At 47.5% G+C, this 14,004-nt stretch carries 12 protein-coding genes, 1 tRNA gene and 1 pseudogene; 11 read left to right on the top strand and 3 right to left on the bottom strand.

What is annotated here, in order from left to right; translation table 11 throughout:
* Nucleotides 1-70 precede the first annotated feature (70 nt).
* The 7 genes and pseudogenes from ACKI5T_RS19860 (at nucleotide 71) to ACKI5T_RS19830 (ending at nucleotide 6,054) form a co-directional block, all read left to right on the top strand.
* Nucleotides 71-146, top strand: a tRNA-Thr gene (locus tag ACKI5T_RS19860).
* A gap of 263 nt (nucleotides 147-409) precedes the next feature.
* Nucleotides 410-1,195 carry a hypothetical protein gene (locus ACKI5T_RS19855; protein ID WP_407439670.1) on the top strand — a complete coding sequence of 262 codons (786 nt, stop codon included), beginning with the start codon at nucleotides 410-412 and terminating at the stop codon, nucleotides 1,193-1,195.
* A gap of 141 nt (nucleotides 1,196-1,336) precedes the next feature.
* Complete coding sequence (locus ACKI5T_RS19850) at nucleotides 1,337-1,459, top strand: hypothetical protein (RefSeq protein WP_407439668.1); 123 nt, start codon at nucleotides 1,337-1,339, stop codon at nucleotides 1,457-1,459.
* A complete protein-coding gene (locus ACKI5T_RS19845) occupies nucleotides 1,456-1,782 on the top strand; it encodes a hypothetical protein (protein ID WP_407439666.1) in 327 nt (108 codons plus the stop codon). Before ACKI5T_RS19850 ends, ACKI5T_RS19845 begins: the two co-directional genes overlap by 4 nt.
* A gap of 676 nt (nucleotides 1,783-2,458) precedes the next feature.
* The gene (locus ACKI5T_RS19840) at nucleotides 2,459-3,982 is read left to right on the top strand and encodes an SIR2 family protein (RefSeq protein ID WP_407439664.1); all 1,524 of its coding nucleotides are present in this window, start codon (nucleotides 2,459-2,461) and stop codon (nucleotides 3,980-3,982) included.
* An 82-nt stretch (nucleotides 3,983-4,064) separates the two neighbouring features.
* Complete coding sequence (locus tag ACKI5T_RS19835) at nucleotides 4,065-4,805, top strand: hypothetical protein (RefSeq protein WP_407439663.1); 741 nt, start codon at nucleotides 4,065-4,067, stop codon at nucleotides 4,803-4,805.
* A 490-nt stretch (nucleotides 4,806-5,295) separates the two neighbouring features.
* Nucleotides 5,296-6,054: pseudogene (locus ACKI5T_RS19830) on the top strand (alpha/beta fold hydrolase).
* A gap of 223 nt (nucleotides 6,055-6,277) precedes the next feature.
* Here ACKI5T_RS19830 and ACKI5T_RS19825 read toward each other — a convergent pair.
* Nucleotides 6,278-6,439: a hypothetical protein gene (locus ACKI5T_RS19825; RefSeq protein WP_186753340.1), complete on the bottom strand. Its 162-nt coding sequence runs from the start codon at nucleotides 6,437-6,439 to the stop codon at nucleotides 6,278-6,280.
* A 690-nt stretch (nucleotides 6,440-7,129) separates the two neighbouring features.
* Here ACKI5T_RS19825 and ACKI5T_RS19820 point away from each other — a divergent pair.
* From ACKI5T_RS19820 to ACKI5T_RS19805, 4 genes are all read left to right on the top strand, one after another.
* Nucleotides 7,130-7,501: a hypothetical protein gene (locus ACKI5T_RS19820; protein WP_407439661.1), complete on the top strand. Its 372-nt coding sequence runs from the start codon at nucleotides 7,130-7,132 to the stop codon at nucleotides 7,499-7,501.
* Nucleotides 7,502-7,516: 15 nt separating this feature from the next.
* The gene (locus ACKI5T_RS19815) at nucleotides 7,517-7,687 is read left to right on the top strand and encodes a hypothetical protein (protein WP_407439659.1); all 171 of its coding nucleotides are present in this window, start codon (nucleotides 7,517-7,519) and stop codon (nucleotides 7,685-7,687) included.
* Between the two features lie 657 nt (nucleotides 7,688-8,344).
* On the top strand, nucleotides 8,345-9,898 hold the full coding sequence (locus ACKI5T_RS19810) for a peptide MFS transporter (protein ID WP_407439658.1): 1,554 nt from the start codon (nucleotides 8,345-8,347) through the stop codon (nucleotides 9,896-9,898).
* Nucleotides 9,899-10,033: 135 nt separating this feature from the next.
* Nucleotides 10,034-10,639, top strand: coding sequence for a class I SAM-dependent DNA methyltransferase (locus tag ACKI5T_RS19805; protein WP_407439656.1), 606 nt, complete (start codon nucleotides 10,034-10,036; stop codon nucleotides 10,637-10,639).
* A 3-nt stretch (nucleotides 10,640-10,642) separates the two neighbouring features.
* Here the strand turns inward: ACKI5T_RS19805 and ACKI5T_RS19800 are convergent, their stop codons facing one another.
* Both ACKI5T_RS19800 and ACKI5T_RS19795 read right to left on the bottom strand, forming a co-directional pair.
* Nucleotides 10,643-12,427 (bottom strand): diguanylate cyclase, encoded by a 1,785-nt coding sequence (locus tag ACKI5T_RS19800; protein WP_407439654.1) that lies wholly within the window; start codon nucleotides 12,425-12,427, stop codon nucleotides 10,643-10,645.
* A gap of 119 nt (nucleotides 12,428-12,546) precedes the next feature.
* Nucleotides 12,547-13,656, bottom strand: a complete 1,110-nt coding sequence (locus ACKI5T_RS19795) for an AI-2E family transporter (RefSeq protein WP_407439652.1) — start codon at nucleotides 13,654-13,656, stop codon at nucleotides 12,547-12,549.
* Between the last annotated feature and the right edge of the window lie 348 nt (nucleotides 13,657-14,004).

Here is a 14,004-nt window from a genome sequence, read left to right as displayed (position 1 = left end):
CCCATTGACGCATCACCCCGTTAGTTTTAACCTTTTGTCCCGTGGTTACATTCGTAGCCGGCCTTTCAGGGCCGATATAGCTCAGTTGGTAGAGCAGCGCATTCGTAATGCGAAGGTCGTAGGTTCGACTCCTATTATCGGCACCATTCTAACGTCTCCCCAAGTCGACTAAAGTTCACTAAAACCCCTTATACTCTGCGCTTTACAGCCCCTTTTAGTATTTCTACGTCTACTAAAGTTCCCTGAAATCTACAGTCGTTTGGGGGTACTTATGGGGGTATTTGCTGTTCGGTCTAAAAGAGGTACCCCCAAGTGGAACTAAACGCCCGGCAGGTGGCATCGCGCCATCAATCCATGTTGTTGCGCGTAAGGTATTTGATGCAGGGTTATCTAAAATGGAGGCTGGCCAGTGAGCTACTCAATCATAATAGGGAAACACAGCATTGAGCTGGCGGGTTATGCCGGTAAGGTTGTTGCGCCAAATACTCAGATGGCCGCTTTATTCCGTGGCATGGCGGGCGAACTCACCAGCCTGAGGACAACGGCGCAGCAGGCCGAAGCTGAGGCGGATTTGCTGGACGTTATCCGCAACGATCCTGATTTGAACGAACAGGCAAAAAACCGCAGGGCAGGTGAAGCCAAAAATCCAGACACACTGAAAGCATTCACTCGCGGAGCTGCAGCAGTAAGTGATCAGGCCTCAAATATTCTCGATTACCTGATGAACAAGCTGGCACCGGTTAAACCACTGGCCTCTGATGATGTTCAGGGGTTCATGCGTGATAACGAAATGCGCCTCGCATTTGCCAGACTCGATTGCCGTAGTCAGGAAAAGATGCTGCTGTCGATGCACGGCGGAAAACATTCTGAACTGTCAGATGCCTTACTACGGGCGCACGCAGTATGTTCGGGGCTTGAAACAGAACAGCTAAAACGTCTCGCCTTCTCCCGTATCGCATCAGAGAACGGGCAGGTGATTAGCGCGGTTGGCGATCTGGTCGACGCGGTAAGGAAAGACGTTGCACAAATTACAGCTGTTCGAACCTGGTATAACAATCTCGTTTACGGGAAGAATGACGATCCGTCAGACGTTCAGCCACGCATGACCGGCCTTGACCAGTTAAGCGAACATGTCACCGCGATGCTCAAAGGCAGTCAGCGGCAGACACATTCACAAGAGAAGCAGGCCGCCTGAGGGCGGCTTTTTTCTGCTCGGAGGGAAACACCAGGATGCTGTTAAGTAAATCAGCCTACGCCAGGCATATGGGCGTCAGCCGGCAAACTGTTTACGGCTGGATAGCCCGCGGTGAAATTGTAATTTCAGGCGATAAAGTGGATGTTGACGCATCGCAGGCTAAACAAAATTCTGCTGGTGCTGGTGCTGGTGCTGGTGCTGGTGCTGGTGCTGGTGCTGGTGCTGGTGCTGGTGCTGGTGCTGGTGAGCATCACAATGCAATGACGTGGGCGCAGGCCGCCGCATGGGTATTGGGGCATGACGGCGGGAAAGCGCTGCCGGCTGATATTGATACTGGCCAGCGGATAGAGGCAGCAGCCGCTGAGCTGGGTTTTGATGTACAGCACGAATCTGATGAGCAAGTACTGATTCTCTTCCGGCTGGATGAAGAAACCCACAGCTTCTATGGCAAAGATCACATGGCTGGTGGTCTGCGTTTCCTGCGTTCCGAGCTGGCCTATGTGGCCGCAATGCATCCCGACACCCTAGATGACTGGAGCGACACAGGATTAAAGGCACTCTGTCTGCTGGCAGGTGAAAAACTGTAAACCCCCGGCCAAACCTAACTCCTCTAACTTGACACTTTTTCGTGAAAAACAGGGAAAAGTGTAAACTCAACCTAACGAATCCTAACGCTCATGCACAACAGCTGCAGCCAACGCGTAAAGGTCTGATGCGAAGCAGGGCAGGTGTCAGCCTGTTATGGTTTGTTATGCCTTACTAGGGAAAACTAGGGGTAAAGTGTCAACCGCTACCGCTTTAGAAAACTTCAGGCACGCGAACTTGTGAAGGGGAGGTGTTAAGCACTCCCCCTTTGCAACCATCCTCGAGCCTCTTTCAGATCGATGTTCCAGTTTACCCGGAAGCTGGCGTTCAGAATGAGTTGTCAAAACTTGTCACTCACCGGCACTGCCAGTGGGGATTTTTGGCTGAACGCGCTCTAAGTTACAGTTGCTTCAAACAGTTATCATTACTGAAGTTAGAGCAAGATTGGCTCTTTTACTACTAATCGATAAGCCAGATGAACTGATTTATGCAGTGTAACAGAGACTAATGCGGATAAAAGTTTAAGACCTAATGCACAACTTTTATCGTAAAAAGTTGCGTCTTAAGCATCAAAATGTGATTAGCTGATGTAGAAGGCTAGTTAGTAAAATTGTATGCACTTGAAAATGTTGCTTTGTGTTAAATCAATTACAGAAATTGTTCTTAGGAGAACGATAGATGAAACTTAGTGAGTTCATGGGATCATACGTAAATCATCCAGTTGTGTTTGTTGGTGCAGGTTTCAGTCGCCGATATTTAACTGGTACGTACTCATGGCCTGAACTGTTAAAAAAAATTGTTTATGAAATGAAAGGCAGCTATGACTTCTATTTTGATTCGGCTGGTAGGAATGCAAATTCATTGGGAGAGGTTGATCTTCCAAAGGTGGCAAGTGAAATAGAAATTGAATTTAATAGATTATTAGAGTCAGATAGGAACGGGAAATTTAAATCCATAAATGACCAATACTATGAATATGCTGCTTCTGGAAACTACTCGGCTAGTCGAATAAAAATATTTATATCTGAGCTTGTTGATCTCCATGAAACAAATAATAATGAAAGTTATGCAACAGAAATGGAGTTATTTGCTAAGGCTAGTAGAAACATAGGGTCCATTATCACAACAAATTATGATAGATTCATTGAGACTCTAATTGGTTTTAAACCTATTATTGGTAACGATATTTTATTAAGTAACCCTTACGGGTCTGTTTATAAAATACATGGTTGTGTATCTCATCCAGAGTCAATTGTAATCTCTGAATCGGATTATGAAAGATTTCGCGTTAGCAATCATTTAATTAGGGCTCAATTAATTTCATTATTCATTCACAACCCAATTATTTTCATCGGTTATAGTATTAGCGATGAAAATATTAGAGATATATTAAAAACTATTTTCTCGTACATTTCAAAGGATTCTGATTTGGCAGATAAAGTCAGGAAGAATTTCCTTTTGATAGAACGTGAAGAAGGTAGTGACTCTCTAGAAGTTTTAGAACATGACGTAGTTATTGAAAATATCGGCAATATAAAAATTAATAAAATAAAAACTGATAACTTCAGTGGTGTTTTTGAAGAATTGGTAGGACTTAAACTTCCTGTTTCATCTATGGATATTAGGAAAGTTGAAAGTGTAATGAGAAAAATTAAAGAAGGAGGTTCTGTAAAAGTAAAAATTGTAGGTGATTTGGATAGTTTATCTAATGATGAATTAGTTATGGCAGTTGGTTCAGTTCAGAAAATTACATATCATTACCAATCAGCTTCAGAAATGGTTATGAATTACTTTGATATAATGGATTCAAGAAATGATGCTCTAATATTGTTGTTGAATAAAATAAAAGTTTCGCGTAATCAGTATTTTACTGCTCGTGGTTTTTCTACCATTTGTAACGAAATTCAAGGTATTGAAGATCTAAAAGAGAACCAAGAAAGGAACTTAAATACTTATTTTGACTCAATAGATCCTTCAGAGAAAATTGATTGCGATACAGTTGATGAAATACTTGCTTTAGGATTTAAAACTTATAAAACTGTGCGCATTCTTTTCTACAATATTTACGTGGATAATATTAATTTAGATAATGTGGCCGATTATCTGCGAGAGGGGGTAGCACTTGAAATTCTACCTTCAGACTATAAAAGACTAGTTAGTTTGTACGATTATAAGCGCTATCCTGACGAGATGTTTTTGTAATGATTAATTAAATCCTTTAAGTTTCGAGATAATGATTTTATTACAATGATATAATTTATACTTACAAAGTTTTGAGGGTGGTATGAATATTTTTTCATTTGATTGCTTCGATCTTCGAGTTGTCCTTAATCCGCATAATTTTTACGTAGGGCAAGCTAAATCTAGACTTCTATCACAATTTTCAGATCTTAGTGCTGAATGTGACCTGGAAGAGGAAAGATATCTCGAACGTACGGCTAAAAACTTTGACCCTGAAAGAGATGATCCAGCAGAGGCTTGCGAAAATGCGACACAAATAGGTATAGCACATATGCATGCATTGATGGATATGAAAAATACTGTCACTCTAGCTATGAATGCTGGAATGTACCACCAGTTCGATAAACAGTTGCGTGATTTAATTCTTCGAGAATTTCGTCATTGGAATAAGTTAAAAGCTATAAAAGATATTGTCTGGCGTACTAGTTTTGAGCGAATTATAGAATTGATGGAGTGGATAGGTTTCGATGTGAAAAATAAACCATATTTTCATCTACTAGATGCCTGCCGCCTTGTTGTAAATGTATATAAACATGGATATGGGGTGGGTCATGAGACCCTGTTGCAACGGTATCCAAAGTATTACCAGCAATTATTTGGAGAAGCGTTAACTAGCCATGAGAATCTACAAATAACAGAATCCGATTTTGACGAGTTCAGTTCAGCAATAGTAACGTTCTGGCAAGATCTTCAACAACATTGCCAAAACGAACTAGCCTTAGGTATCAATCCAACATGGTGGCCTGAAAAGGCTATTAACAAAGATGTTAGACGAAATTGCTAACGTTTTTTGCTAGTAATATAAAGTTCACTGCATAAAAAACATTCAAAAAATCTTTAGAAGTGAACACATGGGGGTATCTTTGGGGGTACCTCTTCGCTTTTTATAGAAAAAAAATAAAAACAATGATTTAGTTATTGCCTTTTGTTCCTATTATCGCACCATTCTTCACGCGGTTTCACGCGGTTTCACGCGGTTTCACGCGGTTTCACGCGGTTTCACGCGGTTTCACGCGGTTTCACGCGGTTTCACGCGGTTTCACGCGGCTTCACACGATATTAACCAAATCTGAAAACACCCCTTGTGCCATATTTGTGTCATCTCCAACCAGAAATAAGTCCATTTACCTGGCATGTTCCGCCAGTGATTTGATGAAAGCTCCGCATAGCGTTGCAATAAAAAGAAAGAATCACTCGCTTTTTAGCATGTTTATCGACTGCTAATATTCAGCCTGTTTAGCCATTTAACTACGCTATCAACAGAGGGATACAAGATGCAGAGTTTGTTTTCATTAACTGCCGGTGCCAGCGTTCGTTGGCATGATTTGCCAGGGAAGGGTATTCCTGTAGTCTTTATTCACGGGATTGGATGCGCTTCATCTTATGAGTATCCACGCATTGTGGCGGATCCGCTATTTGGCGGGCGACGCGCCATATTGATTGACCTTCCTGGATACGGCTTCAGTGATAAACCCCGTGACTATGATTACAGCATCGCTCATCAGGCAGACGTGGTTATCTAGGTGATCAACGCATTACAGCTCCCACAATGCCATATTTATGGCCACAGCATGGGAGGCAGTATCGCGATTGAAGTGGCGGCACGGTTGCGTGAACGGGTAGGTAAACTGGTGGTTTCGGAACCTAACTTTCATGCAGGCGGCGGTGAATACAGCCGAATCATAGTAGAAAAACCAGAAGCTGAATTTGTCTCTCACGTTTACGATCAGATGCTGGCAAACCAAACCTCTCCCTGGAAAGGGTCAGCCCAAAATGCTGCGCCTTGGGCAATGTGGCGGGGAGCCAAAAGTCTGGTTGAGGGCACTTCACCCTCATGGATGGAAATCTTTCTCAGCCTGTCCTGTTCACGCGCACTGATTTTTGGCGAACAATCCTTACCGGACAATGATTTTCAATATGTTAGCCAAAACGACATACCTGTAGCCGTCGTGCCACAGGCAGGGCACTCAATGTCCTGGGAGAACCCTTCTGCGCTTGCCGAGGCGTTGAACAAGGAATTTAGTCAGGGATAACTTTCCATCCCAATTTTGCTGTGACTTCAGCGAGCGTCGCAATGACGAACGCCATAGGCATGCGTCTGGACAGGGAAAGACGGAGGTATGTTAGCGGCTTTCAGCGTCAGGATAATGGCGGGTTGGGGATACGCATTTGGGCCGTATTGATGAATACGGCTTTTGTACTCTTCTCACTCACGATGAGCAGAAGAGGAATAAACATGAATTTCTCTTTCTGAAACTAATATCCGGCGGCTTTATTTGCCGCTTTTATACGTTTGTTTCTGGAATCTTTTTCATATTTATCGTTGGCTTGCATGATTCCCCCAGCGGCATCGATCCAGTCGCTCGCAGTACATCCTGATAATGTAAGGCTCAACATAACGGCAAATACAGTCTTCATTTCAGCTCCATAGCGTGATTCATCATCCTTGTAATAACCAAAAAATTTGATTGTTTATGCCTTATTTTGACAATAAATTTGATTTACATCAAGCCATAACTGACAAGAGGCTGTGCAAACGTGTGGATTTGCAGTCACCCACCGCCTTCAATCTGCTTATAACCCTCTGTTGACGCGTGTGATTACACGCGCGATTTTCCCTTGCGACTGCCAGTCAGAGCGTCGTCTTACCCACGCAAAAAAGTACACTCGTCAGCTCTCAATAGCTCACTTTAGTGCCCGTCCTCAGGCCGGGCATCGGACTGAATTGTCGTAGCGGATAAACCAGAGGCAAACAGTTGATCCTTGTTTATGTATTAGTATCAAGTTGGCTAAGCCATTATCAATAGCCAACACCAAAACATGTGTAAGTAACTAAATTAATACTCTTGAGAGTCAAATGTTCATCAATTTTATATTGACGGTGTTAATGGTGAGCGCGGCGGTTATTTCCTGATGGCGGTAGGAGAATCATTAATATCAACTATATAATTTACTCACACATCTAAATTTAAAACTCTTTTAGAATGTTTACCTTGCGTTAAATGGGTCTCTTCACTTGCGAAAAGTTATCGTTATTTTATAAACACTAACAATAGTCTTCACATTCAAATGTATATGAATATTTATTTTTAAGACAAAAGGTTTTAAATGAAAAAGAGTGCTTTATATATTGGTATGGCGATACTCATGTCGACGGCGTTTGCTCATGCAAGCGATCCTACGGAATTAGCAACAGTAACTATTACGGGGAATGTGAGTGGTTCTAATCCTGGCGCCAGTTGTGGCGTTTATTCTTCACTCAATTCAATTATTATAAATGAGATGGACAACGATATTATTGAGCAAGGCAGTGAGCCCGGCGTAATGGGTTTAGTGACCCTTCGCGTTGCTAATCCTGACGATCTGTCGGGTTGCAACGCGGAAGTTGCCGCTGGACATATTGCGCTGAAATTGCATGGTCAGGCTGATGATGCCCAGGGCACTTCTCTTGCGAACACAGAGAAGCATTATCCGGCATAAGGCGTCGCTATCGGTTTGTTTAACTACGATACCAAAGAAATAATTGCTATAAATGATACTGTTTTGGATATTGACAAAGATTCTAACAGCGAGAAGCTCGGTCTCGAACTTGTTAAGCTTGCGGATCAAAATATCGCTGACGGCAACGTGAAAGGCTCTTTAATGAGTGATATTATCCGTCTGTAATCTATTTTAATTTTGATCATAAGGTGACTTTTAAAAACGACAAGGAAAGCCCCGCGTGAATATGATTTCACCCTCTTAAATAGGCGTTCTCATAACATGTGTCACTAAAACAGACCATTTGAAATGGCCTGTTTTTATAGTACAAATAAATTAATTGATGTATTTGAGTAAACATTCCTCTTTTTTTCGTCGAGTTTTTCCAGACGATATTTTTTTGACAGTCGCAGACTTATTCCGCTCGGATAATAACCCTCACCGAAAGCTATCCAGATAATCATTTCCTCTACATTATTGCCTCAACGTTCCCGTATTTTAGCCAAATTTCATTCTCCCATATTTAATAAAATTAAATCATAACCCGCCTGCAGGAACGCCTTCATAAATCCTTTCACTTGGCAGGGTTTATGCTGTTAGCTGCAGTTAATTGGCATGAAAATGAGATGTTAATTTATTCTATTGGTTAGCATAAAATTTGTAAAAGTAGACATTTGTCGACTTTTCATCTTAAAGTTAACGCTTAATGCTAGACAAAACCCACGTCTGGTTATCATATGGTTAATTAAAATATCGCTGCATGTAAAAAATCGCCCAGATAGATGACTGGTCGGCGTACATGCCAGCGGAGCAAACACTCTGGCACACTTTCTCAGGAGCATTATGCAATCCTCTGTTAATAAGAACGAAAGCCGAACTTTCTTCGGCCATCCTTATCCGCTCGGCTCGCTCTTCTTTACCGAAATGTGGGAGCGATTCTCGTTTTATGGCATTCGTCCGTTACTGATCCTGTTCATGGCGGCGACCGTCTATGACGGCGGTATGGGGCTCGCGCGTGAAAACGCATCGGCCATCGTCGGGATTTTTGCCGGCAGTATGTATCTCGCTGCGCTCCCTGGCGGCTGGCTGGCGGATAACTGGCTCGGCCAGCAGCGGGCGGTTTGGTACGGTTCCATTCTGATTGCACTTGGGCATCTGTCGATCGCGCTGTCGGCCTTTATGGGCAACAATCTGTTCTTTATCGGCCTGATGTTCATCGTCCTCGGTTCCGGTTTGTTCAAAACCTGTATCTCGGTCATGGTGGGGACGCTGTACAAAAAAGGCGATGCCCGTCGTGACGGCGGCTTCTCGCTGTTTTATATGGGCATCAACATGGGGTCGTTTATCGCTCCGCTGATCTCCGGCTGGTTGATTAAAACGCACGGCTGGCACTGGGGCTTTGGCATCGGTGGCATCGGGATGCTGGTGGCGCTGGTGATTTTCCGCGTGTTTGCCGTGCCATCCATGAAACGCTACGACAGTGAAGTTGGCCTGGATTCCACCTGGAACAATCCGGTGGCGAAGAAAAAGGGCGTAGGTGCCTGGCTTCTGGCGTTGGCGGTTGGCGTGGCGATTATTGTGACGCTGATTGCGCAGGGCGTAATTGTGATTAACCCTGTCGCGGTCGCCAGCGTGCTGGTCTATGTGATTGCGGCCTCGGTCGCGCTCTATTTTATCTGGCTGTTCCTCTTTGCCGGTCTGAATCGTAAAGAGCGCGCCAGACTGCTGGTCTGTTTCATTCTGCTGGTTTCCGCGGCGTTCTTCTGGTCTGCGTTTGAGCAAAAACCAACGTCGTTCAACCTGTTTGCGAACGATTATACCAACCGTATGATCGGTGATTTCGAAATCCCGGCGGTATGGTTCCAGTCAATCAATGCGCTATTTATCATTATTCTGGCCCCGATCTTTAGCTGGGCCTGGCCAATGCTGGCGCGTAATAACGTGCGTCCGAGCAGCATCACCAAGTTTGTGATCGGCATTTTGTGTGCGGCGGCGGGCTTTGGCGTGATGATGCTGGCGGCACAAAACGTATTGAACAGCGGCGGGGCAGGCGTATCGCCGATGTGGCTGGTGGGCAGCATCCTGATGCTGACGCTGGGTGAACTCTGTCTGAGTCCGATTGGTCTGGCGACCATGACCCTGCTGGCACCGGAAAGAATGCGCGGTCAGATGATGGGCCTATGGTTCTGCGCCAGCGCGCTGGGCAACCTGGCGGCCGGTTTGATTGGCGGTCACGTTAAAGCCGATCAGCTGGATATGCTGCCAAATCTCTTCGCGCGCTGTTCCATTGCGCTGTTGATCTGTGCCGCGGTGCTGCTGGTGCTGATTGTTCCGGTGCGTCGTATGCTGGAAAACGCACAGGTGAAAACGGAAGAGAAACCGGTGACCACCGCCTGACGGGCAGTGACTGAGCCTTAAACAGACCGGCGCGAAATGCGCCGGTTTTTTTATAGGCGTGATATGTTCAGTTATTATCACCATGCTGGCGATGAATAAACCCTAAACCGTACAACTCAACCGCGAGAGCCGGACATGTCAGAATCCGCCGCAAAAAACATTCTTCACCTCTACGACACGCACGCGGATGCCTTTGCGCGCCTGCGTTCCCGCCATTTAATGGAAAAAGCCTGGCTCGATAAATTTATCGATCTGCTCGGCTCACGCGGGACGATTCTGGACATCGGCTGCGGGAATGGTCAGCCCATCGCTGAGTATTTCATTCAGCAAGATTATCAAATCACGGGTATCGACGGCGCGTCCGCAATGCTGGCTCGCGCGCAGCAGCAGTTTCCTGATCAACGCTGGTTGAATCTGGATATGCGTCAGTTAGCGCTGAAGGAAACCTTTGACGGGCTGATTGCATGGGACAGCTTTTTCCACCTGACCCCAGACGATCAGCGCCAGATGTTCCCCGTTTTTGCGCGTCACAGCCATCCGGGCAGCGTGCTGATGTTCACCAGCGGCACCTACAGCGGTATCGCGATGGGGGAATTTGAAGGCGAACCGCTGTATCACGCCAGCCTGTCGCCGGACGAATACCGGCAACGGCTGGCGGAAAATGGTTTTGCAGTGATTGAGGTCATGTTTGAAGATCCCGAATGCGGCGGGCATTCGGTCTGGCTTTGTCAGGCACGCTAGCGCTTAACCTGGCTCCAGCATCCCAAAACTCACAATCCGCGAACGGCCCAGCTCTTTTGCACGATACAGCGCGACGTCGGCCGCACGCAGCAGGTTGTCGCTCTGGACGTGCTCCGGGTAGCTGGCGATGCCAATCGACACATCCACGGGACCGATTTCAGACAGCCCATAGCGCATCGAGAGGGTGTGAATGCCCTCAAAAATCTCGGTTGCGCAGGCGTGGGCACCTTCTTCATCGACGCCCGTCAGCAGCGCCAGAAACTCCTCGCCGCCATAACGGAACGCCACGCCAGTGTCGTGAACGGCGCGTTGGATGATGGCCGCGACGCTTTTGATCACCTGATCGCCCGCCTCGTGACCGAACCTGTCGTTAATATTTTTGAAGTGATCAATGTCGATCATCAGGCAACTCACAGGTTCTGCATTGCGCGCCGCCAGGCTTATTTGGGTGCGCAACGTGTCTTCCAGATGGTGACGATTGCGCAGCCCCGTTAACGGATCATAGAGCGCTTTTTCGAGCAGGGCATCGCGCAGACGTTGGTTCGCTAACGCCAGGCCAAGTGCTTCGGCCATCAGTTCCAGATACGCGCGAGAAGGCGCCGTTTCTGGCGTGATGTTCTGGAAAGAGAGTAAACCAATCGCGTCTCCCTGCGCGATCAGGGGGACGCAGAGCGAGTGATTGGCGCAGCTCTCCGGCAGATGGTAGCAGGCGATATCCGGCTCGCCGTTAACCGGTGGATGGCTCTGACCGCGACGCACCGCCCAACACGCATCGGGATGGAATGGGTCCTGCTTTCCTTCGGACGCAAGCCATTGCGCGACGCAGCGCATCTGCCACGGATCGCGGTCAAGAATATAGATCCGCCCGGATATTCCCGGCGCGATATTGGGGGCGAAAAGCTGTGCGACGTTTATCACATCCTCGAAGTTTTCGCAGCCCTGCAAGCGCTGCGTCATGCGCGCCAGCAGCTCGCGGATCGCCCAGTCGGCGTCGCGCTCTTTTTCCAGGCGCTGTCGTACTAGCCCGTTCTCGCGAAAAATACGGATCGCCTGCGCCATGTCACCAATTTCGTCGATCTGGTTAAAGTTGGGGGTTTCAACCGCATAATCCTGGGAGGCCAGACGATTCACCACATCGCTCAGACGCACCACCGGGCGCAGCACCCGGCGTTTTAAGATGAAACCCAGCACAAACAGGAACAGCAGGGCTGTCACGGCCACCATCACTTCAGACAAGGTACGTAACAGGCGTGATGTGTTGGTCGCCTGCTGGACGGCGTCCTGCGCACGGCGATCGAGCATCAGGCGGAAATGGTCGATTTGGTCTTGCGCCCGCTCCAGCTCTTGCTCGTAAGGTTTGGCGTAAAGCAGCGCCAGGGCTTGCGACTGCTCACCGCGCGTCACCTGAGCTAACGCGGTCTGCTGTTCATCCTGAAGCGCATCGACAACCCGGAATCCTTCATGCAGTAGCGCCAGTTCTTCATCCGTCGCGCCGTTGTCTTTCAGCTTTGCCAGACGATGCTCAACGGCCTTCATGGACTGTTCTTTTTGCTGATATTCCGCCAGCACGTCGGAGTCTTGTTTGATCACGTACAGCCGCGCCAGATCCGAAAGCGACCAGATCTCAACTTCAATTTCTTCAGTCAGCTGATCAAACACCTGTCGCTGTTCTACCGCCTGCCGCTCAACATTATCCGCGTTTGACGCCATCAGCATCACCACGCCTGAGATGATTGTCAGGCACACCGTGGCACCATAGGCCCAGTTCGTTATGGTCGCAATACGCACCTGTTGGATCCTTCTAGGCCATTTGTGGGATATCTTTTCTGAAATTATAGGAAACGCATGATTTCCGTGTAAAAAAAAGCGGCCATTGGCCGCCTGGTCTGTTAGATATCGTCACCGCTTCACAAATCTGGAGGGTTTTTTCCTTCTTCGATAAAGGCTTCGTCGATTTCGTCAGAATTACCGGCATGGTCGCGACCAGAAAGAATATTCCAGCAGGCAATAAACAGGGCGGCGATCAGCGGGCCAATCACAAAGCCGTTAATGCCGTAAATTTCCATACCGCCAAGCGTAGAAATCAGGATCAGGTAGTCTGGCATTTTGGTGTCTTTGCCGACCAGCAGCGGACGCAGGATGTTATCCACCAGCCCCACGATGATGACAAAGAAGCCGACAATGAAGAACCCCTGCCACAGCTGTTGCGTGGCAAACAGGAAGACAGCGGCGGGCACCCAAATAATCGCCGAACCGACGGCCGGGATTAACGACAGGAACGCCATCAGCGCGCCCCACAAAATACTGCCGTCGATACCGGCGATATAAAAGGCGATACCGCCCAAAATACCCTGCACGAGAGCCACAACTACCGTGCCTTTGACCGTGGCGCGGGAGACGGCGGCAAATTTCGCGAACAGATGCTGTTTAACAAAATCGGACAGTGGCAGGGAATCGAGGATCTGGCGCACCAGATACGGTCCGTCTTTGAGCAGGAAAAACAGCAAATAAATCATGATGCCGAAGCTGATAGCAAAGCCGAACGTGCCCTTGCCGATCAAGAAAGCGCTGCCGGCCAGATACTGTCCGCCTTTTAACGCAGCGTCAGACAGCTTTTGCTGGATCTGCGCGGCATTATCCAAATTGTGATCGACAAGGAAATTCCGGGCCCACTCCGGCAGGTGCGCAAACAGGCTTGCCACCACTTCCGGGAATTGGGAGTTCGTATGCTGGAGCTTGGCGTAAACCACGTTCAGCTCGATGGCCAGCGACGAGAGAATCACGATCAGCGGCGTAAACACGATCAGGCAGATAATACCCAGCGTCAGCAGCGATGCCAGCCCGTTGCGTTCCCCCATCATGCTGCGCAGTTTGTTCTTCACCGGATGGAAGATGACGGCCAGTATCGAGGCCCAGAGAACGGCCGAAAAGTAGGGCGCCAGTATGTCAAAGAAGGCCAGCGAAACGATGGCGAGAATCAGAATGAAGAAACCTTTGGTAAGTCCTTTAAAGCGCATGAGCCAGTCCTGGTAACGTAGAATCACCGTCGACTATAGAACCCTTTGGCTGATTTACCAATTTTGTCGTCAGGATCACAACGTTAGATTTTCTGCACATCCTTACCCCTTTGATGCAATGGGCGATCACACCTTTCTGTATGAGAAGGGGTGACGGGATCCCACTTTCGACTGACCGAAAATGCCCGCCGTCCACGCCATGCTTTCAGTATCGGCTTACGGAGGTGCTTATGGCATGGCGACCCATTCTCTACGTGATCATGACAAACCAACCCCGACTCAGTGCCCGCCGTGCGCGGTTACGTTTGGTTCGCGGCTAGCTTTTTGTTAACAATCACGGTATAACAA

It is taken from the genome of Lelliottia sp. (assembly GCF_045627565.1).
Lineage (GTDB): Bacteria > Pseudomonadota > Gammaproteobacteria > Enterobacterales > Enterobacteriaceae > Enterobacter.
This window is presented reverse-complemented; position numbering and strand designations above follow the sequence as displayed.